Genomic DNA, 22,868 nt, shown 5'->3' on the forward strand with positions numbered 1-22,868 from the left:
AATTCGCTGTTCCGTTTGCCGCCACGCGTGAACCGGCCAACCCGGGAGACCCAATCGCCCGGAGACGGACCCGCCGGGAGACAGACCCGCCCGGAGGCAGACCCGCTCAAGACCTACTCACCCGGTAACCCCAGCTCCGCCCAGATCGTCTTCCCCGTGGCCGTCTGCCGGCTTCCCCACCGCTCTGCCATCTGCGCGACCAGCAGCAGCCCCCGCCCGCCCTCGTCGAACACCCTCGCCCGCCGCAGGTGCGGAGCCGTACTGCTGCCGTCGGAGACCTCGCAGATCAGCGCGGAGTCACGGATCAGTCGGAGGACGACGGGGTCGTCGCCGTAGCGGACGGCGTTCGTGACCAGCTCGCTGACGATCAGTTCCGTCGCGAAGGACGCGTCCCCCAACCCCCACGCCGTGACCTGTTCGCTCGCGGCCTTCCGCGCCCGCGCCACCGCCGCCGGGTCGCGCTCGAGGTGCCAGGTGCGCACCCTCGCCGCGTCCAGTGCCGAGGTGCGGGCCAGCATCAGGACGATGTCGTCGGCCGGGCGGGCGGGAAGGACCGTGCGCAGGACGTCGTCGCAGGTCTCCTCCAGCGGGCCCGCCTTGTCGGCGAGGGCCCCGCGCAGCAGGTTCAGACCGACCTCGATGTCACGGTCGGCCGCCTCGACCAGTCCGTCGGTGTAGAGGGCGAGCAGGCTGCCCTCCTCCAGTTCCACCTCGACGGACTCGAACGGCAGACCGCCGAGGCCCAGGGGCGGACCGGCCGGCAGGTTCAGGAAGCGGACCTCGCCGTCCGGGGTGACCACGGCCGGCGGCGGGTGGCCGGCGCGGGCCATGGTGCAGCGGCGCGAGACCGGGTCGTAGACGGCGTAGAGGCAGGTGGCTCCCACCTCGCCCGCGGGCATGGTCTCCGAGGCCCGGCCGCCGCGCGTCTCCGGCCCCTCCTCCCGGTCGAGCCTGACGACCAGGTCGTCCAGCTGGGTGAGGAGTTCGTCGGGGGCGAGGTCCACGTCCGCGAGGGTGCGTACGGCCGTGCGCAGGCGGCCCATCGTCGCCGAGGCGTGGATGCCGTGGCCCACCACGTCGCCCACGACCAGCGCGACCCGGGCGCCGGACAGCGGGATGACGTCGAACCAGTCCCCGCCCACGTCCGCGCCGGAGCCCGCCGGGAGATAGCGGTACGCCACCTCCATGGCCGCGAGGTCCGGCGGGCGCTCGGGCAGCAGGCTGCGCTGGAGGGTGAGCGCGGTACGGCGTTCGTGGGTGTAGCGGCGGGCGTTGTCCACGCTCACCGCGGCTCTCGCGACGATCTCCTCCGCGAGCAGCAGATCGTCCTCGCTGAAGGGCTCCGTCGTACGGTGCCGCAGGAAGTGCACCATGCCGAGGGTGACCCCCCGGGCGCGCAGCGGCACCATCATCACCGAGTGGATCATGTACGTGGCCACGGACTCGGCACGGGCCCGGGAGGAGTCGACCCACTCCTGCATCCCGGGGTCCAGCGGCTCCGCCCGGGTGCCGCGGCCGGCGATCAGGGCCTGCATCGGGGGCGTGCCCACCGGGTAGAACGTCCGCTCGCCGGACACCACCGCCGACTCCGGGCAGCCGTCGAGGACCGATCGCTGCGCCGTACGGCGTACCGTGACCGGCTGGTCCGGCGGCACCGGTTCCGGTTCCGCGCCGAGGGCCACCGACTCCAGCAGGTCCACGGTGACGAAGTCCGCGAATCCGGTCACCGCCACCTCGGCCAGTTCCTCGGCGGTCCGGGTCACGTCCAGGGTGCTGCCGATGCGGAGGCTGGCGTCGTTGAGGACGGCGAGGCGGCGGCGGGCCCAGTACTGCTCGGTGGTGTCGAAAACGGCCGCGGACACGCCCCGCACCGCCCCGCTCCCGTCCTTCAGCGGGGACAGGAACATCGACCAGGCGTGGCCCCGGACCTCGCCGGGCGCCTGTCCGTAGTTCTCGTGGAAGAGCGGCTCGCCGGTGCGCAGCACCTGCCGCTGGAGGCGGTCGTACTCGTCGAAGGGCGGGTTCGGCTCGATCTCCCACAGGGTCAGACCGCGCATCTCGGCCACCGTGCGGCCCATCACCCGGGTCATGACCTCGTTGGCCGCCACCAGCCGGGCCTCGGTGTCGTAGACCGCCACCGGCACGGGCAGCTGCGCGAGCGTGAGGTCCCACAGGGCCTCCGCGTCCGGTTCGACGGGCCCGGCCGTGTGCTCCTGGGCGGCGGCGGTCACCAGCCACGGCCGCGCACCGTCGCCGTTCGCGAGCGGTGTCCCCTTCAGCCGTACGACGACCCGGCGGCCGCCCCGGTGCCGCAGCGCGATCTCGGTGGCCCAGGGCCGGCCCCCGGCCACATGGCGGCGCGCGGACTCGGGCAGGTCGGCGGCGAGCAGTGCGGCCGCCGGTCGTCCTACGACCTCTTCGGCCTCGTATCCGAGCAGTCGGCGCGCCCCGGCGCTCCACACCGTGATCGTCCCGCCGGCGTCGACGACGACCGCCAGATCCTCGGGTACGCGTCCCTCCACGGTGCCTCCGGGTGTGCCGCCCCTGCTGTCCATGCTCCCAGCGTCCCGCCGCGCAGCTCCCTGCTCAAGCGATGACAGCAGGAACACGGCGGCGCCGCCGTGAGGAGGCGCAGTCTTGCACGGGGTGGCGGGGGTGGGGAACGCAACGGGATGATCTCGGGGGGCGAGGCGGCACCGGCCCACGAAAAGAGCCCGCGAACAGGGCTCGCGGGCGGGGTCCGGATACGGACGGCGGGGTGCCGGGTGCCTGGCTGACGTCAGCCCAGCGGGGTGTCGGCCCAGGGGAGGGACGCGGCCGGGTCGTTGAAGGCTTCCTGGCGGGGCGGCTGGACCTCGTGGCAGGTGAAGCCGAGCCGGGTCAGGGCCCTGCCGACCTCGCTGGCGGTGAAGTCGCGGCGGTCCTGCCGGGTGATCACCTGGCCGACCTGCTTGACCGGGTAGACGTGGGGGCCGACGGTCACACACAGGCCGGTGGCGGGTTCGGGCTGGACGCCGTCCATCGACCTCTCGACCTCGCTCATGGTCAGGTCGAAGGGAAAACGTGCGATGACGATGCGCATGGTGCCTCCACGGGGGCGGGGACGTGACGGTGAGAACGGCCAGGGTGCGGCCCTGTTCGTCTCCTTCTCGACGGGGACGCCGGCGGCGCGGCCACCGGGCCCGTCAGTGGGTCGTACGGCTATCGGCTGGTGGGGGTGGAGCGGCGGCCGCCCCGGCCCCGCGCGGGGCGGCCGCTGCGGCTGCGTCCCGCGGACCCGGAGCGCTTCGGGGTCTCGGCGGGCGCCGGGGCGGGGAGGACGACGGGCACGCCGGAGGGGGTGCGGGCGCCGGTGATGCGGTTCAGCTCGGCCTCGCCCGGGCGGACCCGGGTGGTCCGCGCGGTGACGCCGGCGTCGGACATCAGACGGTCCACCGCGCGCCGCTGGTGCGGCAGGACCAGGGTGACGACGGTTCCGGACTCCCCGGCGCGTGCGGTACGGCCGCCGCGGTGCAGGTAGTCCTTGTGATCGGCGGGCGGGTCGAAGTTGACGACGAGGTCGACGTCGTCCACGTGGATCCCGCGGGCCGCGACGTTGGTGGCCACCAGGACGCTCACCTGGCCGTCCTTGAACTGGCCGAGGGTGCGGGTGCGCTGCGGCTGGGACTTGCCGCCGTGCAGCGCGGAGGCCCGCACGCCCACCGACAGCAGGTGCTTGGCCAGGCGCTCCGCCGCGTGCTTGGTGTCGAGGAACATGATCACGCGGCCCTCGCGGGCGGCGATCTCGGTGGCGGTGGCGTGCTTGTCGTCGTCCCGGACGTGCAGGAGGTGGTGGTCCATGGTGGTGACGGTGCCCGCGGACGGGTCGACCGAGTGCACCACCGGGTCGTGCAGGTAGTTCCGCACCAGCCGGTCGATGTTGCGGTCGAGCGTGGCGGAGAACAGCATCCGCTGGCCGTCGGGGCGTACCTGGTCGAGCAGGGCGGTGACCTGGGGCATGAAGCCCATGTCGGTCATCTGGTCGGCCTCGTCCAGGACGGTCATGCTGACCTGGTTCAGGCTGCAGTCGCCGCGCTCGATGAGGTCCTTGAGCCGGCCGGGCGTCGCCACGAGGACCTCGGCGCCGGCCCGCAGCGCGGACGCCTGCCGGCCGATCGACATGCCGCCGACGACGGTGGCCGCGCGCAGGCGCAGCGCCCGCGCGTAAGGGGTGAGCGCGTCGGTGACCTGCTGGGCCAGTTCGCGGGTCGGTACGAGGACCAGGGCGAGCGGGTGCCGGGGCTCGGCGCGCTGTCCGTCCAGGCGGGCCAGCAGCGGCAGGCCGAAGGCGAGCGTCTTGCCCGAGCCGGTGCGGCCACGGCCGAGGACGTCACGGCCGGCCAGCGAGTTCGGCAGGGTCGCGGCCTGGATGGGGAAGGGCGTGGTCACACCCTCGGCGAGAAGCGCGGCCTGCAGACGCTCGGGCAGGTCGAGTTCGCTGAACGCCTCCACCGCGGGCAGGGCCTCGGTGACGGTGGTGGGGAGCGTGAACTCGCCGCCGGGTGCGGCGGCCGGGCGGGAGCGCTGGTGGCTCGCGCCCCGGGAGTGCAGGCGGGACGTGCTGTTCCCGTTGTTCCCGGTACGACGGGTGCGGTTCATGGGGGAGGGGAACCCTTCCTCGATGCGTGCGGCACGTGTCGAGGAATTCCTGCTGGGCGCGGCGAAGCCGCACGAGAATTCGCAAGAAAGAGCCGGGGAGAAACAAAGCGAAGATAATAAGATTCTTCGGGACAATCAGATTGTTCACGGGCAATGGGACAGGGCCCGCACCCCAAGAGTGCGGGCCCCAGCCGTGAAGATACGCGTCAGCGTCAGGCGGGAACGATGTTCTCGGCCTGCGGGCCCTTCTGGCCCTGCGTGACGTCGAAGGTAACCTTCTGGCCTTCCTGAAGCTCGCGGAAGCCGGAGGTGGCGATGTTGGAGTAGTGCGCGAACACGTCCGCGCCGCCACCGTCCTGCTCGATGAAGCCGAAGCCCTTTTCCGCGTTGAACCACTTCACGGTGCCAGATGCCATATTGAATCTCCCTAGGGGGCAGTGCCGGGACCCGCACTGTACGGACCCCGAGTCGCCGCGATGGACTCCCCTCCGGAAGATCCGGAAAGACGCCGGTGAACTCCAAAAAGAAATTCTCCGGAAACCAAAACTGCAACTTTTATCACGGTAACACAGGGTAGGTGGGTGGATCTACACCGACTTGAATCGTGGTGGCGCCCTGGTCGAAAACCTTGCTGCGCCCCGCCCATGATTCTGTTGCGGCCGTGACAGTTATTCGTCCGGCCGCCGGCTCGTCTCCTCGTTCCTGCGGAGGCCTCGGTGAGCCGGTCCTCCAGGACGACGGGATGCCAACGGCCGCCTCATGGCGCAGACCAACGCCGACGCATCCGCATATGTGACGTCACCACACCAGACTTTTGCGCCCGCCCGAAGTCCCCGAGAAGCACCCCTCGACCCCCACAGTGATCCACCACACGCTCGGGATGTCCCCTCGCCGTCGGCTCATGTCGGCTCACGCCGGGTACGGCGTGGTCTCGCGGGCCGAGCGCAGGGCGCGCGCCCACCAGGACAGCTGTTCCAGCAGGGTCTTGGCGTATCCGGCGGTCCCGGGGTCGAGGGGGTGGCCGTCCTGCCACGCGGTGAAGTAGTTGGGGAAGGCGAGGCCGTCGCGGACCGTCACCGCGTGCAGTTCGGTGAGGACGTTCTCCAGGTGCAGCACCGCGTGGCGGCCGCCCGCCGCGCCGCCGTAGCTGACGAAGGCGACCGGCTTGGCCGTCCACTGGGTGAAGTGCCAGTCGATCGCCGCCTTCAGGGACGCGGGGTAGCTGTGGTTGTACTCCGGTGTGACCACGATGAACGCGTCGGCGCTCTCCAGGGCCGACGTCAGCGACTCCATCCCGGCCGGCCGCGGATAGTCGTCCCCCGCGTACTTCGGCGACACCGCGGGCAGTGACAGCGGGACGTCGATCCCGGCCAGATCGACGACCTCCACCTCGAACCCGCCGTGTGCCGCGGCCTGCTCGGCGACCCACGAGGCCACGACCGGACCGAACCGCCCTTCGCGGACGCTTCCGACGATGACCACCAGCTTGTGCTTGTCGTTTGCCATGCCCACCACGATCGAACCCCGCCGCGTCCGCAGCCAGGCCGGGCTCAGGCTGGCCCCCGCAGGGCCACCCTGAGCCCTCCGCAGGCGGCGGCCCGGAACCTATGCTCGGACCATGGGGACACCACTGGGGGATTTCGTCCGGGCCAAGCGGGACAGCATCCAGCCGGCGTCGCTGGGCCTGCCGGACCACGGCCGCCGCAGGTCACCGGGGCTACGGCGATCGGACCTCGCCACCCGGGCCGGCATCAGCGTCGAGTACCTGACCCGCATCGAGCAGGGCCGTGACCGCAATCCCTCGATCGCGGTGGTCAACGCCCTGGCCGACGCGCTCGGCCTCGACGCCGCCGAGCGTGACCACCTGCGCTATCTCACGAAGATCAGTGGTGGCGAGTGCGTGGCCCACACCCGGCCCGCCCCGCCGTCGCGCCACGTACGGCCCTCGGTGCTGCGGACGCTGCGCCTGCTGGAGCCGGGCATCGCCCTGGTGACCAACCGGATGGGCGACGTCCTCGCCCACACCGGCGCGTTCGAGGCGGTGACGAGGGGGACCGGACTGCTCGACTCCGACACCCCGAACCTCACCCGGTACGTCTTCACCGACCCCCGCGCCCGGTCTTTCTTCGCCGACTGGGACGACGTCGCTGACGAGCGGGCCTTCGACCTGTGGCTGGGACCGTCCCTCGACTCCCACGAGTGGTTCACCGCGGAACTCGCACCCGCGGCCGGTCCCGAACTCACCCGCCGCCTGAACCGGCACGTCGTTCCACGGCGCGGGGACCTCCGGCTGCGGCATCCCTCCGGGCCCGAACTCCGGCTGGTCCGCGAGACGCTCGAACTCTCCGCGGACGCGCAGCAGTTGCTCGTCCTCCTCCCCGCGGACGAGGCGACGGCCGAGGCGGTCCACGAACTCAGCCGTCCGTCCCACGGCGGACTGAGGGCCATCTCCTGACCTGGCCGGACCCTCTCCGTCCGGTGTTCGATTAGTGCTGCCATGCCTTACCCTGCATCTTCGGTCGGCCGGGTTTCTCAGGGGGGACACAGGAACCCGGACGGGGATCCTTCCCTCTTCCTCAGTCGGGCAGGCGGTTCCCTGACGAGATCTAGTGAAACTGGCTGAAAGTGATACAAATGCCACCGCGGATTCCTTCGCGAGCGGGACTCTGGGCCGTGGGGGCCGTCGTGGCCCTCGGGTTCTTCGTCGCGATGGAGTGCGCCGCCCACCACTACGGCCTGCCGGGACCGCTCACCACCCAGGCACGCGAGTTCGTGTGCCCGCCCAAGTCGGGCCCCCTGCTGTACGCCGGCCTGGCACTGATGACGGTGGTGCTCACCTGGCGGCAGCGGTTCCTCGCGTTCGGTGCCGCGATCGGCATCGACCTCGCGTTCGCGGTGGTCCGGTGGGTGTGCGACATCGAGGTGACCCACGGCCACCCCTTCGGCAACGGCGCGCTGTGGGTGCTCGTGGGCTGCGCGGTCATCGCCCTCACCCGCCGCACCGGCCCGGAGCGCGTCCTGCTGCTGAAGGGCGTCGGGCTGGGCATGTTGCTGGTGGCCGGCCGCAAGACCGGTGACACCTGGCTGCTGATCACCGCGAAGAGCCGGCCGCAGGTGCTCGACCCCTACCTCGCCAACGCCGACCACGCCCTGGGCAACCCGTCGTGGCTGATGGGCCGGCTCGTCACCGCCACCGGAGCGGTCGGCTTCAACTTCCTCGACACCATCTACGGCCAGCTCGCGGTGGCCGCGGTGGTCGTCGCGCTGTATCAGCTGCGCCACGTGGCGGCCCAGCGCCGCTTCCCGCGCCATCACCTGGTGCGCACGTTCCTGCTGATCGGCCTGCTCGGACCGGCCATCTACATGATCTTCCCGGTGGTCGGCCCGGTCTTCGCCTACGGCACCGGCACCGACCACTGGGCGTCCATCGCCCTGTGGTCGCCGCAGATACCGAGCGACGGGCGCTGGGCGGTGGCGAACCTGTGGCCGCAGACACCGCCGCCGATATCCGCCCCGCACTCCATACCGTTCGACGGGGTCACCCCGCGCAACTGCATGCCCAGCCTGCACACGGCGTGGGCCACCGCGATCCTCATCCACTCCCGCACGGGCCCCCGGTTCCTGCGGTACGCGGGCACCTTCTGGCTGATCGCCACCCTCTGCGCCACGCTGGGCTTCGGCTACCACTACGGCGTGGACCTCGTCGCCGGCGTGGTCTTCACCCTCACCATCGAGGCGGGACTGCGCGCCTACGACCGCGGCTGGGACCGCTCCGCGCTCCGGCTGACCGCCTACGGCGCGGCCGTCTTCCTCGCACTCCTGCTGTCGTACCGCTTCCTGCCGGTACGGATGGCCGAGTACCCCTGGCTGGCCGGTCCCCTGCTCCTGCTGGCACTGGCCTCGGTGATCTACGGCTACACGCGGACCGTCGCCCGGTGGGAACCGGCGAACCCGTCGGCGCGAGCGCCGCAGCCGCAGCCCGAACTGCTGTGAACCGCGGCGGACGCGCGGTTCAGCCGCCCGTCCGCTCGATCCACTCGCCGCCGCCCAGCGGATAGTCGTAGCCCGGGCGGCCCACGTCGGCGCTGGTGCGGAACGGCCTGCCGCCGTCGTCCAGGTGGACCGTGCCGCTGCGGCCGCCGCTGGACCAGTCCAGGCTGAGGTCCCAGCGGACGTCGTGCGCCTTGGTGCGGGCGGTGACGTAGAAGACCTCCGGGTCGGACTCGCTGACCTTGTACGGGAAGTCGCGCTGGCCGTTCTTCGCGGTGACGGTGGGGCTGCCGTTGTCCAGGTCGATGTCGAAGGACTTGGTGCCGACACCGCCTCCGCAGCCGACGCCCATCGAGTAGTCGTTCCAGGCGAGTGGCGCGCCCTTGGTGAGGAAACGGACGTGCAGGGCGTTCAGTACGACGGTCTCCTCGCCGGTGCCCTGGACGGTGAGCGCGATCCGCTGCTCGCCCGAGGAGACCGCCCCGTAGGCGGCTGCCCAGCGCGGCGCGTCCTGCTCGCCGGGCGCCGGCGGGCCGACCTTGTCGGGGTCGCTGTCGACGAGGAAGTGCTGGCTGCACGGGTCCTCGTAGACGTAGGGGCGGACGTCGACGGTGAGCGGGACACCGGTGGTGGCCGGGCCCGCGTCCTGCTTGCCCTGTCCCTTCGGGGTGCTTTTCGAACCGGCTGTCCCGGTCGGAGAGCTGGTGGCCGACGCGGACGGCTTGCGTGTGCTCGCGTCGGCGGACGGGGTGGGGGAGGGCTGCCCGGCGGACCCGGTGTCCGGGGTGCTGCCGGTGGACGCCGGCACAGTGGTGTCCCCGGCGCGGGTGTCCACCGGGCGCAGGGCGTAGGCGACGGGCCCCAGCGCGGCGACCACCGCGACGGAGGCGATCAGCACGGTACGGCGACGACGGAGCCAGGAGAGACGACGAGGCGGGGCGGCCTCGACCGGGGTGTCGACGGCAACCGGCTCACCCGGCTCCGCACCGGCGGCCTCCTGATCCGGGCCCTTCGCCGTGACCTGGTCCGGCCTGCGCCCACGTTCCGCGTCCGCCAGGATCCACCGCCGGTGCAGCTCCACCAGCTCCTGCGGTGTGGCCCGGCAGACCCGCGCGAGGCGCTCCACCGGGGCGTAGTCGACCGGCACGGCGGTGCCGTTGCAGTAGCGGTGCAGCGTCGACGTGCTCATGTGCAGACGCTTGGCGAGCGTCCCGTAGCTCAGCCCCGACCGGTCCTTGAGCTCCCGCAGCAACTGCGCGAACGCCTCGGTCCGCTCGGTCCCCGTTGCCCCTGACACCCGTTCCCCTCAACCCCCCCGCATTCCAGCAACGCATTCCAGGGTCAGCGCGTTCCCCCTGGTCAGAGCCCGTTTCGGCGTTCCAGCGTCCCCAACTGCCCGCTGAACGTGGCGGTCGGGACGGATCACCTCACAAGCTTCGGTCATCCAATCACCACGCCACCCGATCTCCGAAGGGGCACCGCACCATGTCCAAGATCTCCCGCACCCGTCTCGTCGCCGCCGCCGCGACCACCGTCCTCGCCGCGCTCTCGCTGACCGCGTGCAACGACGGAACAGGCACCGAGGACGAGGGCCGTGCGGCGAGCACGAGCCCGGCGGTCTCCTCTCCGGCGACGGCCTCCGGCACCCCGGCTCCCTCGGGCTCCTCGGCCGTCACCGACCCGTCGGCCGCCACGGGATCCTCCGGCGCCGGATCCTCCGGCGGCACCGCGACGTCCGCCGCGCGCACCCCCGTGTCGACGAAGGTGCCCACCTCTTCCGGCAAGCCGGTCACCTGCGAGGGCTCCACCACCCGGACGGTCGCGGCCCCGCTGACCCGCCCGGTGAACCACATGCTGCTCACGGTCACCAACACCGGCAGCAAGAGCTGCTATCTCTACGGCTACCCGGCGGTCCGCTTCGGGGAGGCCCAGGCCGTGCCCCCGGTCATCGAGGCCTCGCAGCCGCAGGCGGTCGTCACGCTCGCGCCGGGCGAGTCCGGCTACGCCTCGGTGAGCCTGTCCGCGACCGACGGCAGCGGCGCGAACGGCCACACCGCGAAGTCCCTGACCGTCTACTTCCACGGCCGCTCCGGCGACGAGAGCGTCGGCACGGGCGCACACCCGTCGCTGCCCGCGAAGGGCGTCTACGTCGACGACTCGCTCGAGGTCACCTACTGGCAGCAGTCGATGGACGACGCGGTCAGCTGGTGACACCACCGCGCCGTCAGCCGGCGCGGGACCCGGAGTTGTCGGACGTCGTGTTCGCGGCGCGGCGGTACTCGGCGTTGATGCGCTGTGCTTCCTCGAGCTGGTCCTCGAGGATGACGATGCGGCAGGCGGCTTCGATGGGGGTGCCGCGGTCGACGAGCTCGCGGGCGCGGGCGGCGATCCGCAGTTGGTAGCGGGAATACCGGCGGTGTCCGCCCTCCGAGCGCAGAGGCGTGATCAGCCGGGCCTCCCCGATGGCTCGCAGGAAGCCCGGGGTGGTGCCGAGCATCTCTGCCGCCCGGCCCATCGTGTACGCGGGGTAGTCGTCGTCGTCCAGGCGATCGCCGAGTGGAATATCTGCTGTCATGTCACCTCGTTGTGCAACGCGTCGAGGGGCCCCGATGCCGTACGGCACCGGGGCCCCGAAGGGAATTCAACACCATCTGTCGGCCCTCATGCTGTGCCGACCTTCTGTTTCCGCTACCCGGCCCGGTGACGGGAGGGGTGCGGGGATCGCGGCTGCGTGACCGGGGACCACCATCCAATCCGGGGTCTTGCGGTACCCGGGCCGAACACGTCGGGCCGGGCGATCCTGATGGCGTCTGTCCTCCGTTCTTTCCTCGCTTGACCATGTCTACGAGAAGAACAGTAACCACGTCAGGAGCCAATGTCTACTCTGGCAAGAGGAGATTTTGGCGCTCGTGTGACGCAGACATCCTTCGATGCGAGGAACCGCGCCCGGATACGGCGATGGGGCCCTGCCGACGCGCGTCGGCAGGGCCCCATCGGACCTGAGGTGGAACCGGGGTAAGGCGGGTCAGCCGGCGAGGCCGAGGACCTCCCGCAGCTGGAGCCGGTCGGTGTAGGCGGCGCTGTCCCGGAGAACGGCGAGCCCGGCCAGGGTGACCATGCCCGTGCGCTGCTCGTCCCCGTCGCACAGGACGAGGTGATCGACACGGGCACCGGCCATGAGGGACAGAGCCACCTCGACCGTCATGTCGTCACTGACCCGGGGCCCGGGCCCCTGCCGGTCGAGGACCACGTGTGGCGTCTGGGTCGGCGTCATGGGTGCCTCCTGCGGGGAAAGGGGTGGGGTCGTGAGCGGGCCGGCGCAGCCGTCCTAGGCGGCGGAGCCGAAGCCGGTCCGGCGCGGTGCGCTGCGGCGTGCCGCTTCGCCCGCGGGACGGCCCGTGCCCGCCTGGCCCCGGCGCCCACGACGACCCCGGGACGGGGACGAGGACGGGGACGAGGAGGACGTGCGGCGGGGGCGTTCCGCCTGCGGCGCGGTGATGACCACCGGAACACCGGAAGGCGCCTGGGCCCCGGTGATGCGGCTCAGCTCCTCCTCGCCGGAACGCACCTGGGCGATCCGGGGGGTGATGCCGGCCGCCGTCATGAGGCGGGTCATCTCGCGGCGCTGGTTCGGGGTGACGAGGGTGACGACGCTGCCGGACTCGCCGGCGCGGGCCGTACGGCCGCCGCGGTGCAGGTAGTCCTTGTGGTCCGTGGGCGGATCCACGTTGACGACCAGGTCGAGGTTGTCGACGTGGATGCCACGCGCCGCCACGTTGGTCGCCACCAGCACGGTCACGTGCCCGGTCTTGAACTGGGCGAGGGTGCGGGTGCGCTGCGGCTGGGACTTGCCGCCGTGCAGGGCCGCGGCACGCACGCCGCTGCTCAGCAGGTGCTTGGTCAGCCGGTCCACCGCGTGCTTGGTGTCGAGGAACATGATCACCCGGCCGTCGCGTGCCGCGATCTCGGTGGTCGTCCGGTGCTTGTCCGCGTCGAGCACATGCAGGACGTGGTGCTCCATCGTGGTGACCGCGCCGGCCGAGGGGTCGACCGAGTGGACGACGGGGTCGTGCAGGTAGCCGCGCACCAGCTTGTCGACGTTGCGGTCCAGGGTGGCGGAGAAGAGCATCCGCTGCCCGCCCGGACGCACCTGGTCGAGCAGGGCGGTGACCTGGGGCATGAAGCCCATGTCGGCCATCTGGTCGGCCTCGTCGAGGACCGTGATGGCCACCTCGTCCAGCCGGCAGTCGCCGCGGTCGATGAGGTCCTTGAGCCGCCCGGGCGTGGCCACGACCACCTCGGCCCCGGCGCGCAGCGCACCGGCCTGCCTGCCGATGGACATGCCGCCGACGACGGTGGCCAGCTTCAGGTTCACGGAGCGGGCGTAGGGGGTGAGCGCGTCGGTGACCTGCTGGGCGAGCTCGCGGGTGGGGACGAGCACGAGGGCGAGCGGCTTGCGCGGCTCGGCACGCTGTCCGGCCGTACGGGCCAGGGTGGCGAGGCCGAAGGCGAGGGTCTTGCCGGAGCCGGTGCGGCCACGGCCGAGGACGTCGCGGCCGGCCAGGGCGTTCGGCAGGGTCGCCGCCTGGATCGGGAACGGCGCGGTCACGCCTTCACGGCCCAGCGTGGCCAGCAGCCGCTCGGGCATGGCGAGATCGGCGAACGCCTCGACCGCGGGGAGCGCGGGAGTGATCGTCTTCGGGGGTGCGAACTCGCCCTGCACGGTCTGCCGGTGTCCGGACGGCCTGGAACCACGGTACGAAGTGCCGGAACGGCCACGGGTGGGATTTGAGCGGGTGGCATTTGAACGTGTGCGATTCATGCGAAACCTTCCTTGATGCGGCACGTATCAAGGAATTCCCGCAGCCGGTGAGCGGCGCAGAGAATCGCGAGAACGGGCCGAGGCGATGTGTGTGATGCGCCCTGAAATGCCGCGAGCTGGGGCCCGCACCGCAAGGTGCGGGCCCCAGCTGCGAAGTTAGCGCGGCGGTGCCGAGCGTCAGGCCGGAACGATGTTCTCGGCCGTCGGGCCCTTCTGGCCCTGCGCGATGTCGAAGGACACCTTCTGGCCTTCCAGCAGCTCACGGAAGCCCTGGGCGGCGATGTTGGAGTAGTGGGCGAAGACGTCGGCGCCGCCGCCGTCCTGCTCGATGAAGCCGAAGCCCTTTTCCGCGTTGAACCACTTCACGGTGCCAGTAGCCATGTTATTTCTCCTTCGGAGGCGGTTTCGGAATTCACCCTGCGTGAATCCCGTGTCGCCGTGCTGATTAACCCGTCGGAAAAAACCTTGTGGCAACCACACCTGCAACTGAGATCGACAGTAGCACGGGGTGATCGGCCCCGTCCGGGCGATGATTTGGGACCGGACCGACGTTCGGGGAATACTCGCCGTGCCCCGGTCCTATATCTCATTCAGCGGGCACAGATATTGCGGCCCCCTGGACGTGGCCTACCTCCCGCGCGGCCCGCCCGCAGCCCTGTGACCTCAGGTGATGGGGGTTTCGCCGCCGTTTTCGGTGCCGGTGGGCGGCGCGGCGGCGAACGTCCCGGAACTCCGCGATCACGATGAACGTCACATCCGGGGCACGCGGCGGACCACACCCGTGACACGCCCCCGGATGGCCCATCCCGCTCATTCACGACCTTTCAGGCCATACCGTGCCGAATATGATGAGATTTCATATCTCCCGCCTGGCATGCACCGTGGCGATCATCGGGGCGGTGTTCGGGGCCGCCCCGCCCCTCGCCGCCGCCGACCAGATGACCCACGTGGTCTTCCCCGGAGAGTCGATCCAGCAGGCGGTGGACGCCGCCGAGCCCGGCGACACCGTCCTCCTGGCCCCCGGCACCTATCGCGAGAGCGTCACGGTGAGCACGCCCGGGATCACCCTGAGCGGCATGGGCCGCGACACCGTCATCGAGCCCGCCCCGAACAAGGCCGGCAAGTGTGCCGAGGCCGGCAACGGCATCTGCGTGCTCGGGACGAAGGAGCACGACGTCCAGGGCGTCACCGTCTCCTCCCTCACCGTGACCGGCTTCGCCAGTACCGGCGTGTTCGCCATGGCGACCGACGGGCTGACCGTACGGAACGTGACGGCGGTGAAGAACGGGGTGTGGGGGATCGCCCAGGAGCGTTCCACCCACGGGGTGTTCCGCAAGAACACCGCCCGGGACAACGGCGACGCCGGCCTGTTCCTCGCCAACACCATCAAGGAGGAGGCGGGCGCCGCGGACACCGGGGGAACCCTGGTCGAGCACAACCGCCTTGAGGGCAACCGGATCGGCCTCACCGTCCGGCGCCTGAGGAACCTCACCGTCGCGGCCAACCACCTCACCGGCAACTGCGCGGGAGTCTTCGTCGTGGGCGACGAGAACAAGCCGAAGGCCGGCGCGCTGACCGTGCGCGACAACACCGTCGAGAAGAACAACAAGTCCTGCCCGAAGACCGCCCGGCTGGACGCGCTGCAGGGCTCCGGCATCGTGCTGACCGGTACCGAGGACACGCTGGTGACGGGCAACCGCGTCATCGGCAACGCCGGCACCTCCTCGCTGTCGGGCGGCATCGTCCTGTTCAAGAGCTTCGTGGGCACCACCAGCGAGCGGAACCGGATCACCGACAACGTGCTGGAGGGCAACGCCCCGGCGGACCTCGTCAACACGGACACCGGCACGAACAACACCTTCGAACACAACTCCTGCCAGGCCTCCAAGCCCGCCGGAATGTGCTGACCGGCCGTGGCCATCCAGGAACTCGACCCAGAAAGGCGGCCCATGACGACCGCTCAGACCATTCGGACGGCTGAGGCCCCTCAGGCCGCCCCGCCGCCGTCCATGCGGCTCCGGGAGCTCGTGTTCGGCGCGGCCTGTGCGGCCGCCCTGCGCGCGGCCGCCCGGCTGGGTGTCGCCGACGCCCTCGACGACAGCCCACTGGCCGTGGAGGATCTCGCGGCCGCGGTGAAGACCGAGCCCAGGACGCTGCGACGGCTGCTGCGCGCCCTGTCCTGTTACGGCATCTTCGCCGAGCAGCGGGACGGGACGTTCGCGCACACCGACATGTCCCGGCTGCTGCGCGAGGACGATCCGAACAGCCTGCGCGCCATCGCGCTGTGGTGCACCGAGCCGTGGACCTGGGCCGCGTGGCCGATGCTGGACGAGGCGGTGCGCACCGGCCGCAACGTCGTGGAGGACCTCTACGGCAAGGAGTTCTTCCAGTACCTCAACGAGGACGCCCCGGAGTCGGCCGACGTCTTCAACCGCGCCATGACGACCTCCAGCGTGCAGTCCGCGCGGGATGTGGCCGAGTTCCTCGACCTGTCGGGCAGCAAGTCCGTCGCCGACATCGGGGGCGGTCAGGGTCATGTGGTGGCGAGCCTGCTGGAGAAGTACCCCTCGCTCCACGGCACCCTGCTCGACCTGCCGCGCGTGGTGGAGAACGCCGACCCGCGACTGCGTCCGGGCGGCGCGCTCGCGGACCGGGTGAGCCTGGTGCCCGGTGACTGCCGTACGGCCGTCCCGGTCCAGGCCGACGTGTACATCATCAAGAACATCCTGGAGTGGGACGACGACAGCACGACCCGCACCCTGCGCAACGTCATCGGGGCGGGCGGTCCCGGAGCGCGGGTCGTGGCCATCGAGAACCTCGTCGACGACTCGCCCTCGATGCGGTTCAGCACCGCCATGGACCTGCTGCTGCTCCTCAACGTCGGAGGGGCCAAGCACACCACCGAGAGCCTGACCCGCAGGCTGACGGAGGCGGGCCTGGTCATCGACGACGTCCGCCCGGTCAACCCCTATCTGCACGCGTTCGACTGCACGATCCCCGCCTGACCGACCCTCGCCGGGCACGCGAACCGTGCGTGCCCGGCGAACGGCGGGTCAGGAGGCGGCGTCCCGCTCCCAGCGGTAGAAGCACCGCGCCATCGCGTCCTTCGGTGACCGCCAGGTCGCCGGGTCGTACGCGCTGACGTACGCCGCGAGGCGCTCGCTGATGTCCCGGAACTCGGGGTGTCCGGCCACCTTCGCGATGGCCGGCCCGGGGTCCTGCTCGGACTCGATGAGGTGCAGGTACACATCGTCGAACTGGAACAGGCTGCGCCGGGCGACCCCGACGAGGTGCGGCAGTTCGCCGCGGTCCGACTCCTCGAACACCTTGGCGATGTCCAGGGCCGACTCCGGGGCCATACGGGCGACGATCAGGGACTGGTGCATCGTCATGTTCTCCGTCCCGCTCAGTCGGACAGCATCTGTACGGGCCGGCGCTCTTCGGCGGCCTTCTCGATGCGGTCCCGGATCAGCTCCATCTGGACCTTGGAGTTCCGGTTGATGTTGTCCGTCATCCAGGCGTCGTCGACCGGTGCGTCGGGCCGCATCGCGAAGTCCTGCGTCCAGACCATCCGGGTGCCCTCGGGGACCTTCTCGTACTGCCACACGATGTTCATGTAGGCGAAGGGTCCGGTCTCGACACGGCGGGCCCGCACGGTGAGCGTGTCGCGGTCCGGCTCCCGCTCCGAGACCCAGCTCCACACCTTGCCGTCCTTGTCGGGGTGCATGGTCAGCCGGAAGGTGGTCCGCTCGCCCTCCCGGGAGATGATCTCGGCGAAGGCGTACTCGCTGAACAGCTGCGGCCAGCTCTCGACGTCGTTGGTCATGTCCCAGACCAGGTCCAGCGGGGCCGCGATGGTGATCTCGTTCTGCGTGTGTCCGGTCATCTCAGGCTCCCGCCAGAAGCGCGCTGTTGACGAGTTCGAGGAACTGCCGAGGGCTCTTGCTCTTCTCCGCGTCGGGAGGCATCGGGGTGCCGTACCGGTTCTCCAGCTCGCCCACGATGCCGAGCAGACCGAGCGAGTCGAGGCCGAAGGAGTCGAACCCGGACTCCTGCCGCTGCTCGAGCTCCTCCGGGGCGACGGTGATGCCGGCGGCCTTCTTCATGAGCTCGGCCAGCTCTTCCACGGTGATTCGGTCACTCATGCGGTTCCTCTCCTTGCCTGGTGATGTGTGTGCGACGCCTCGCTAGGAGGCGTCCGCGGCACCGCGCCGTAGCACCAGCGCCGCGTTCGACCCCATGAGCCCTCGGCTGAGGACCAGTGCCGTGCGCATCTCGGTGGCGCGCGCGCGGACGGTGACGAGGTCGAGGTCGTGGCAGACGTCGAAGACGTTGGGGGTGGGCGGGATCAGTCCGTGCTCCATCGCGAGCACCGCGGCGGCCACGTCAAGGACGGGTGCCGCCCCGTAGGCCCGGCCGACGGCGGTCTTCGGCGCCGTGACGGGCACGCGGGTGCCGTGCGGGCCGAGGGCGTCCGCGATCGCGAGTGCTTCGGCGCGGTCGGCCTCCGGGACGCCGAGGGCGTCGGCGAAGACCACGTCGATCTCCTCCGGTGCGCACCCGGCCTCGTCCAGGGCGCCCCGGATCGCCTGGGCCAGCCCCTCCCGGGACTGCTCCCAGCGGGAGGCGCCGGTGAAGGTCGCCGCGTGTCCCGCCAGCGTGGCCCGCACGGGCACGCCCCGCTCCCGGGCCGCGTCCACGGCCTCCACGACGAGCATGGCACCGCCCTCCGCGGGCACGAATCCGCAGGCCGCGGAGGTGAACGGGCGGTAGGCGCGGTCCGGTTCGGCGACCGTGCTCAGCTCCTCGTAACCGAGCTGGCAGACCATCGAGTAGGGGGCCAGCGGCGCCTCGGTCGCGCCGGCCACCATCACGTCGGTGCCGCGCCGCACGGCCCGCGCCGCGTGCGCCAGGGCGTCCAGACCGCCGGCCTCGTCGGAGGCGACCACCCCGCAGGGGCCCTTGAGGCCGCGCCGGATGGAGATCTGGCCGGTGCTCGCGGCGTAGAACCAGGCGATGGACTGGTACGGCCCGACGAACCGGCTTCCCTTGCCCCACAGTTGCTGCAGCTCGCGCTGCCCGAACTCGCCGCCGCCGGAACCGGCGGCGGTGACCACGCCCACGGAGAACGGCGCGGCGTCGGTGTCGGACCGGCCGAGCCCGGCGTCGTCCAGCGCCAGGTCGGCCGCGGCCATCGCGAAGTGCGTGAACCGGTCGGTCTGGACGAGGTAGCGCTCCTCAACCGCCGACGGCGGATCGAAGTCCCGGATCTGGCCGGCGACCCGCAGCGGCAGGTGCTCACACCCCTCACGGGTGATCCGGTCCAGGACGGCGACGCCCTCCATGGTGGCCTTCCAGAAGGCCTCGGTGCTGGTTCCGTTGGGCGCGACCACGCCGATTCCGGTGACGGCCGCGCGCCGGGGGTGTGGTGCGCTCATTCGGTCTTCTCCCTCGGCAGGGTCATGATCACCGCGGACTGGAAGCCGCCGAACCCGCTGCCCACGGAGAGCACGCTGCGCAGCTTGCGCTCGCGGGCGACCCGCGGCACGTAGTCCAGGTCGCACTCGGGGTCCGGGGTCTCGTAGTTCGCGGTGGGCGGGACGACCTGGTGGGCCAGGGCCAGCGTGCACGCGACGACCTCGATCGCCCCGATCGCGCCGAGGGAGTGGCCCACCATGGACTTGATGGAGCTCATGGGCGTGTCGTAGGCGTGTGCGCCCAGCGCCCGCTTGACCGCGGCCGTCTCGTGCCGGTCGTTCTGCAGGGTGCCCGACCCGTGCGCGTTGACGTAGTCGATCGCCGTGGGGCCGAGCCGGGCCTGGTCGAGGGTGTCCGTGATGGCCCGGGCCATCTCCAGGCCCTCACCGGTCAGACCGGTCATGTGGTAGGCGTTGCCGAACGTGGCGTAGCCGCCGATCTCGCAGTACACGCGCGCTCCGCGGGCCCGTGCGTGTTCCAGTTCCTCCAGGACGAGCACCGCGCCGCCCTCGCCCATGACGAACCCGTTGCGCCGGGCGTCGAAGGGGCGGGAGGCGTGAGCGGGGTCGTCGTTGCTCGGGGAGGTGGCCTTGATCGCGTCGAAGCAGGCCATGGTGATCGGGGAGATCGGCGAGTCCGAGGCGCCGGTGATGCACACGTCGGCCCTGCCCTCCTCGATCGTGTGGAAGGCGTACCCGACGGCGTCGAGCCCCGAGGTGCAGCCGGTGGAGACGGTCTGCACCGGCCCGCGCGCCTCGAACCGCTCCGCCACCGCCGAGGCGAGGGTGCTGGGCGAGAACGCCCGGTGCAGATGCGGGCCGGCCTCCCGGGGGTCCACGTCCCAGCGCTGCCCGCCGTGGCTGACCAGGACGTAGTCGTGCTCCAGCCGGGTGGTCCCGCCGACCGCGGTACCCAGGGAGACCCCGACCCGCCACGGGTTCTCCGCGGCCAGGTCGAGGCCGGAGTCCCGTACCGCCTCCTCGCCGGCGACCAGGGCGAACTGGAGGTAGCGGTCGCTCCGGGCGATCTGCTCCTCGTCCAGTCCGTGCGCCGCCGGGTCGAAGTCGCACTCGGCGGCGATCTGTGAACGCAGCCCCGACGGGTCGAAGAACGTGATGCCCCGGGTCGCCGTACGGCCGCTGGTCAGCAGGTCCCAGAAGGCCGGGACACCGATGCCGCCCGGGGCGACGATTCCTATGCCGGTGACCGCCACGCGCCTGGTCATGAGCGCAACCCGGATCGTTCGGCCGCGCCGGCGTGGACCGCGTCCACGGGGATCGGCACGCCGTCGGCGTCCTCGGTGTCGACGTGCCCGAGCGGCGGGCTCGGGGCCAGCGGGCCGAGGTGGAAGACCATGCGGGCCTCCACGTTGCCGACGTTGCGGAAGCGGTGCCGCATGTGGGACGGGATCAGGAGCCCCTGCTCGGGCCGCAGTTCGTGGGGCTCACCGTCCAGGTCCACCTCGAGCCGGCCGCAGACCACGTAGATGAACTCCTCGGAGTACGGGTGGTAGTGCTCGGCGATGCGGTCGCCGGGCTGCACGATGGCCACGCCCATGAAGCCGCTGGTGGAGCCGACCGTGGTGGGAGTGAGCAGGGCGCGCAGATCGCCCCCGCGCCGGGTGTTGGGCTCGACCTCGCTGAGGTCCACTACTCCGGGATGACGTTTGATCACGACGTTCCTCCGAACAGGTGCTGCATCGACATGAGGGCGTGGCCGGTCACGGCCCGAGCCGGTGGATCAGGCCTCGGGCGCGCGGCGGTCGGTGACGAGGTCCATGCGGGAGACCGCGAGGAGGTGGGCGGGGGTGCTGTCCCGCAGGGCCGGGCCGTCCACGCCGAGGGCTTCGCCGTCGAGGAGTGCCGTCAGCTCGGCCGCCCGGCCGTGATCGGTGAGACCGAGCACGGGGCCGGGGTCGCTGTCGAGGGGGCCGCGCACGTCGACCAGGCGCATCACGACGTCGTCGCGCTGGAAGATGGTGCTGCGCAGCACCGGTCCCCGCGGATCGTCCGCCGCCGCCTCGTCCTGCCGGGCGAGCAGCTCGGCCAGCTGCATACCGCGCCCCTCGCGGGCCGGGTAGTACAGCGCGTGCCGCACGGCCTCCGGGCTCTCCTGGCCGGCCGTCACATGGTGGACGGCGGGCAGCGCCGCGCGGGTGAAGAAGACCCGGGCGGACTCGGGGTCGTCGAGGTCCCGGTCCTGCTCCAGATAGGGGTTGATGGCTTCCTCGACGGCCCGCACCTCGGGCTGGCGGGCGACGTGGCGCAGCGCGGCGAGCAGGTCGCCCCGTACCTCGATGGCCCGGACCACCCGGTTGCCGTGCATGAAGAGCGAGGTGCGGATCAGCCGGGTGGTGTCGTCGACCCGGGGCTCCGGCGAGGTGTAGCCGGCGAGGATCCCGGCGACGGTGGCCTCGCTGCCCGGCTTGACGGTGAAGGTGAGCGCGTGGCGGATGACCCCGTCACCGATCCTGGGCGCCGCTTGGAGCCGGCGCTTCCCGGGTCCGGTCGGCACCGCCGGGCCGCCGGTCTCGCGGACGATGTGGAAGCGCAGCGACCTGGTGTCCCGGACGCAGCTGTGCAGCGGCTGCACCATCCGCACGTGTTCCTCGCTGTTGACCCAGGTGAGGAACGGCGGGGCGCTCTCCCACTCGCTGGTGATGAGCCACTGGGAGGGGTTCTCGATGGACTGGCACAGCTGGTCGCTGACATGTCCGGGAACGGAGGCGACCTGGCTGCACAGACTCTCGTAGGCCTCCAGGAACTGCTGCTGGGCCCCGTCGTAGACGTCCACCAGCAGGACGACACGGAGCCTGGAGCCGTCGAACACGGACTGGGAGACCCGCTGCGACGCCTGTTGCGTAGGCGCTTTCGAAACACGGTCGGACGTGGTGGTCATCCTGCGCACATCTCCTTCGGGGGGCAGGGGCGGACGAACGTCGGCCACGGGGCGTGACGTCGGCGTTCCTCGATCGTCAGGCCGCCCCGGTAAGCGCGCGACTCGTATGCACCGTGGGGGTGACTCAGCGGAGGGGGTGACTCAGAGGAGTCAGAGGAGGTGGGCGAAGACCACGAGGTTGTCCGTGTAGTCCTTCACCGAACGGTCGTAGTCACCCGCACAGGTGATGAGCCGCACCTCGGGCCGGGCCGTGTCGTCGTACACGCGCCGGCTGGGGAAGTTGTCCTTCTCGAACGTCTCCACGCTGTCGACCACGAAGGACGCCCTGCGCCCGTCGGCGCGGTCGACGTGGAAGACGTCCCCCTCCTCCAGTTCGCCGAGGTTCACGAACACGGCCGCCGACGTCTTCGTGTCGACGTGTCCGGCGATGATCGCGGTGCCCGGCTCTCCGGGGGAGACGCCCTTGGCGTGCCAGCCGACGAGGTTGGTGTCGGCGGCGGGAGGGGGTTCGAGCCGGCCCGTGGGGCCGATGGCGAGGTCGGTGAAGGGGGCGTCGACCCCGATCCTCGGAATGAGCAGGCGTACGGGTCTGGAGCGCGGCAGCTGCCTGCCGGCCGGCTGCCCGGCCGCCTGTCCGGGCGGTGGCGGTGGAGTCGACACGGCGGCGGGCAGGGTCCGCGGCAGCCGGGGGGCGTCGGGGGGCGACCCGCCGTTTCCGCCGAACAGGCTCACGGCCAGCACCAGGATCGCCGCGGCGCCCAGCATCAGCTTGGTGTGGGAACCGTCCCCGGTCGGGGCGGGATCGTCCTGGCCGGGACTGTCTGCGGGGGGAGAAGGACGAACTGCCATCGGGCACCACCTCACCAGGGCACGGCAGCAAATCAGGCGGACGGGGCACGGGGAGGGCCGGCCGGGCCGCCACGCGGCACACGCGTGGCGGCCCCGGCCCCAATCGCGGGCCGCCAACGTAACGCCCCGCATACCGCGCACAAACTAAAGCGGGCCCCCTAAAAACCCCCAGACAGATAAAAAAAAACAACAG

General features: G+C 71.3%; 23 protein-coding genes. 5 read left to right on the forward strand and 18 right to left on the reverse strand.

Annotated elements, in window-relative coordinates; all coding sequences use genetic code 11:
• Positions 1–113: 113 nt before the first annotated feature.
• The 5 genes from ACFVYN_RS28240 to ACFVYN_RS28260 all read right to left on the reverse strand — a co-directional run bounded on the left by ACFVYN_RS28240 (position 114) and on the right by ACFVYN_RS28260 (position 6,144).
• The gene (locus ACFVYN_RS28240) at positions 114–2,555 is read right to left on the reverse strand and encodes a SpoIIE family protein phosphatase (RefSeq protein WP_390003199.1); all 2,442 of its coding nucleotides are present in this window, start codon (positions 2,553–2,555) and stop codon (positions 114–116) included.
• A gap of 224 nt (positions 2,556–2,779) precedes the next feature.
• Positions 2,780–3,082, reverse strand: coding sequence for an SCO5918 family protein (locus tag ACFVYN_RS28245; protein ID WP_053852860.1), 303 nt, complete (start codon positions 3,080–3,082; stop codon positions 2,780–2,782).
• 119 nt (positions 3,083–3,201) lie between these two features.
• Complete coding sequence (locus ACFVYN_RS28250; protein WP_390003202.1) at positions 3,202–4,638, reverse strand: DEAD/DEAH box helicase; 1,437 nt, start codon at positions 4,636–4,638, stop codon at positions 3,202–3,204.
• Between the two features lie 212 nt (positions 4,639–4,850).
• Entirely contained in the window at positions 4,851–5,054 is a 204-nt protein-coding gene (locus ACFVYN_RS28255) for a cold-shock protein (RefSeq protein WP_007383480.1), read from the reverse strand.
• Between the two features lie 493 nt (positions 5,055–5,547).
• Positions 5,548–6,144 (reverse strand): NADPH-dependent FMN reductase, encoded by a 597-nt coding sequence (locus ACFVYN_RS28260; RefSeq protein ID WP_390003204.1) that lies wholly within the window; start codon positions 6,142–6,144, stop codon positions 5,548–5,550.
• A gap of 112 nt (positions 6,145–6,256) precedes the next feature.
• Here ACFVYN_RS28260 and ACFVYN_RS28265 point away from each other — a divergent pair, with 112 nt between their 5' ends.
• Both ACFVYN_RS28265 and ACFVYN_RS28270 read left to right on the forward strand, forming a co-directional pair.
• Entirely contained in the window at positions 6,257–7,093 is an 837-nt protein-coding gene (locus tag ACFVYN_RS28265; protein WP_390003206.1) for a helix-turn-helix domain-containing protein, read from the forward strand.
• A gap of 218 nt (positions 7,094–7,311) precedes the next feature.
• Positions 7,312–8,631: a phosphatase PAP2 family protein gene (locus ACFVYN_RS28270; RefSeq protein ID WP_390003209.1), complete on the forward strand. Its 1,320-nt coding sequence runs from the start codon at positions 7,312–7,314 to the stop codon at positions 8,629–8,631.
• A 19-nt stretch (positions 8,632–8,650) separates the two neighbouring features.
• Here the strand turns inward: ACFVYN_RS28270 and ACFVYN_RS28275 are convergent, their stop codons facing one another.
• Positions 8,651–9,925 (reverse strand): helix-turn-helix domain-containing protein, encoded by a 1,275-nt coding sequence (locus ACFVYN_RS28275; RefSeq protein WP_390003212.1) that lies wholly within the window; start codon positions 9,923–9,925, stop codon positions 8,651–8,653.
• Between the two features lie 188 nt (positions 9,926–10,113).
• On the opposite strand from ACFVYN_RS28275, the gene ACFVYN_RS28280 reads away from it, so the two are divergent.
• Entirely contained in the window at positions 10,114–10,839 is a 726-nt protein-coding gene (locus ACFVYN_RS28280) for a DUF4232 domain-containing protein (RefSeq protein WP_390003215.1), read from the forward strand.
• A 13-nt stretch (positions 10,840–10,852) separates the two neighbouring features.
• On the opposite strand, the gene ACFVYN_RS28285 is transcribed toward ACFVYN_RS28280, so the two are convergent.
• The 4 genes from ACFVYN_RS28285 to ACFVYN_RS28300 all read right to left on the reverse strand — a co-directional run bounded on the left by ACFVYN_RS28285 (position 10,853) and on the right by ACFVYN_RS28300 (position 13,831).
• Entirely contained in the window at positions 10,853–11,203 is a 351-nt protein-coding gene (locus tag ACFVYN_RS28285) for a MerR family transcriptional regulator (protein WP_390003218.1), read from the reverse strand.
• Between the two features lie 450 nt (positions 11,204–11,653).
• Complete coding sequence (locus ACFVYN_RS28290) at positions 11,654–11,902, reverse strand: CBS domain-containing protein (protein ID WP_390003221.1); 249 nt, start codon at positions 11,900–11,902, stop codon at positions 11,654–11,656.
• A 54-nt stretch (positions 11,903–11,956) separates the two neighbouring features.
• A complete protein-coding gene (locus tag ACFVYN_RS28295) occupies positions 11,957–13,450 on the reverse strand; it encodes a DEAD/DEAH box helicase (RefSeq protein WP_390003224.1) in 1,494 nt (497 codons plus the stop codon).
• A gap of 177 nt (positions 13,451–13,627) precedes the next feature.
• Complete coding sequence (locus ACFVYN_RS28300) at positions 13,628–13,831, reverse strand: cold-shock protein (protein WP_004986771.1); 204 nt, start codon at positions 13,829–13,831, stop codon at positions 13,628–13,630.
• Between the two features lie 464 nt (positions 13,832–14,295).
• Between ACFVYN_RS28300 and ACFVYN_RS28305 the strand changes: the two genes are divergently transcribed.
• Positions 14,296–15,357 carry a nitrous oxide reductase family maturation protein NosD gene (locus ACFVYN_RS28305; RefSeq protein ID WP_390003227.1) on the forward strand — a complete coding sequence of 354 codons (1,062 nt, stop codon included), beginning with the start codon at positions 14,296–14,298 and terminating at the stop codon, positions 15,355–15,357.
• A gap of 42 nt (positions 15,358–15,399) precedes the next feature.
• A complete protein-coding gene (locus tag ACFVYN_RS28310; protein ID WP_390003228.1) occupies positions 15,400–16,455 on the forward strand; it encodes a methyltransferase in 1,056 nt (351 codons plus the stop codon).
• A 48-nt stretch (positions 16,456–16,503) separates the two neighbouring features.
• Here ACFVYN_RS28310 and ACFVYN_RS28315 read toward each other — a convergent pair whose 3' ends face one another.
• From ACFVYN_RS28315 to ACFVYN_RS28350, 8 genes are all read right to left on the reverse strand, one after another.
• Positions 16,504–16,836, reverse strand: coding sequence for a TcmI family type II polyketide cyclase (locus tag ACFVYN_RS28315; protein ID WP_390003267.1), 333 nt, complete (start codon positions 16,834–16,836; stop codon positions 16,504–16,506).
• Positions 16,837–16,856: 20 nt separating this feature from the next.
• Positions 16,857–17,336, reverse strand: a complete 480-nt coding sequence (locus ACFVYN_RS28320; RefSeq protein ID WP_390003230.1) for an SRPBCC family protein — start codon at positions 17,334–17,336, stop codon at positions 16,857–16,859.
• Position 17,337: 1 nt separating this feature from the next.
• Positions 17,338–17,595, reverse strand: coding sequence for an acyl carrier protein (locus tag ACFVYN_RS28325; RefSeq protein WP_390003233.1), 258 nt, complete (start codon positions 17,593–17,595; stop codon positions 17,338–17,340).
• Positions 17,596–17,637: 42 nt separating this feature from the next.
• Complete coding sequence (locus ACFVYN_RS28330) at positions 17,638–18,888, reverse strand: ketosynthase chain-length factor (RefSeq protein WP_390003236.1); 1,251 nt, start codon at positions 18,886–18,888, stop codon at positions 17,638–17,640.
• On the reverse strand, positions 18,885–20,153 hold the full coding sequence (locus ACFVYN_RS28335; protein WP_390003239.1) for a beta-ketoacyl-[acyl-carrier-protein] synthase family protein: 1,269 nt from the start codon (positions 20,151–20,153) through the stop codon (positions 18,885–18,887). The genes ACFVYN_RS28330 and ACFVYN_RS28335 overlap by 4 nt, the downstream gene beginning before the upstream one ends.
• Positions 20,150–20,602: a cupin domain-containing protein gene (locus ACFVYN_RS28340; RefSeq protein ID WP_390003241.1), complete on the reverse strand. Its 453-nt coding sequence runs from the start codon at positions 20,600–20,602 to the stop codon at positions 20,150–20,152. The genes ACFVYN_RS28335 and ACFVYN_RS28340 overlap by 4 nt, the downstream gene beginning before the upstream one ends.
• 66 nt (positions 20,603–20,668) lie before the next feature.
• Complete coding sequence (locus ACFVYN_RS28345) at positions 20,669–21,826, reverse strand: SchA/CurD-like domain-containing protein (RefSeq protein WP_390003244.1); 1,158 nt, start codon at positions 21,824–21,826, stop codon at positions 20,669–20,671.
• Positions 21,827–21,976: 150 nt separating this feature from the next.
• A complete protein-coding gene (locus ACFVYN_RS28350; RefSeq protein WP_390003245.1) occupies positions 21,977–22,675 on the reverse strand; it encodes a class F sortase in 699 nt (232 codons plus the stop codon).
• Positions 22,676–22,868: the final 193 nt, after the last annotated feature.

This window comes from Streptomyces sp. NPDC058307 (genome assembly GCF_042880295.1).
In the GTDB taxonomy this organism is placed as follows: domain Bacteria; phylum Actinomycetota; class Actinomycetes; order Streptomycetales; family Streptomycetaceae; genus Streptomyces.

Coding starts and splice junctions, on each gene's coding strand:
- ACFVYN_RS28265 (WP_390003206.1), top strand. CDS start 6,257: ATGGGGACACCACTGGGGGATTTCGTCCGGGCCAAGCGGGACAGCATC.
- ACFVYN_RS28315 (WP_390003267.1), bottom strand. CDS start 16,836: ATGCACCAGTCCCTGATCGTCGCCCGTATGGCCCCGGAGTCGGCCCTG.
- ACFVYN_RS28350 (WP_390003245.1), bottom strand. CDS start 22,675: ATGGCAGTTCGTCCTTCTCCCCCCGCAGACAGTCCCGGCCAGGACGAT.
- ACFVYN_RS28290 (WP_390003221.1), bottom strand. CDS start 11,902: ATGACGCCGACCCAGACGCCACACGTGGTCCTCGACCGGCAGGGGCCC.
- ACFVYN_RS28260 (WP_390003204.1), bottom strand. CDS start 6,144: ATGGCAAACGACAAGCACAAGCTGGTGGTCATCGTCGGAAGCGTCCGC.
- ACFVYN_RS28280 (WP_390003215.1), top strand. CDS start 10,114: ATGTCCAAGATCTCCCGCACCCGTCTCGTCGCCGCCGCCGCGACCACC.
- ACFVYN_RS28245 (WP_053852860.1), bottom strand. CDS start 3,082: ATGCGCATCGTCATCGCACGTTTTCCCTTCGACCTGACCATGAGCGAG.
- ACFVYN_RS28310 (WP_390003228.1), top strand. CDS start 15,400: ATGACGACCGCTCAGACCATTCGGACGGCTGAGGCCCCTCAGGCCGCC.
- ACFVYN_RS28325 (WP_390003233.1), bottom strand. CDS start 17,595: ATGAGTGACCGAATCACCGTGGAAGAGCTGGCCGAGCTCATGAAGAAG.
- ACFVYN_RS28335 (WP_390003239.1), bottom strand. CDS start 20,153: ATGACCAGGCGCGTGGCGGTCACCGGCATAGGAATCGTCGCCCCGGGC.
- ACFVYN_RS28255 (WP_007383480.1), bottom strand. CDS start 5,054: ATGGCATCTGGCACCGTGAAGTGGTTCAACGCGGAAAAGGGCTTCGGC.
- ACFVYN_RS28305 (WP_390003227.1), top strand. CDS start 14,296: ATGATGAGATTTCATATCTCCCGCCTGGCATGCACCGTGGCGATCATC.
- ACFVYN_RS28345 (WP_390003244.1), bottom strand. CDS start 21,826: ATGACCACCACGTCCGACCGTGTTTCGAAAGCGCCTACGCAACAGGCG.
- ACFVYN_RS28320 (WP_390003230.1), bottom strand. CDS start 17,336: ATGACCGGACACACGCAGAACGAGATCACCATCGCGGCCCCGCTGGAC.
- ACFVYN_RS28300 (WP_004986771.1), bottom strand. CDS start 13,831: ATGGCTACTGGCACCGTGAAGTGGTTCAACGCGGAAAAGGGCTTCGGC.
- ACFVYN_RS28240 (WP_390003199.1), bottom strand. CDS start 2,555: ATGGACAGCAGGGGCGGCACACCCGGAGGCACCGTGGAGGGACGCGTA.
- ACFVYN_RS28295 (WP_390003224.1), bottom strand. CDS start 13,450: ATGAATCGCACACGTTCAAATGCCACCCGCTCAAATCCCACCCGTGGC.
- ACFVYN_RS28330 (WP_390003236.1), bottom strand. CDS start 18,888: ATGAGCGCACCACACCCCCGGCGCGCGGCCGTCACCGGAATCGGCGTG.
- ACFVYN_RS28250 (WP_390003202.1), bottom strand. CDS start 4,638: ATGAACCGCACCCGTCGTACCGGGAACAACGGGAACAGCACGTCCCGC.
- ACFVYN_RS28285 (WP_390003218.1), bottom strand. CDS start 11,203: ATGACAGCAGATATTCCACTCGGCGATCGCCTGGACGACGACGACTAC.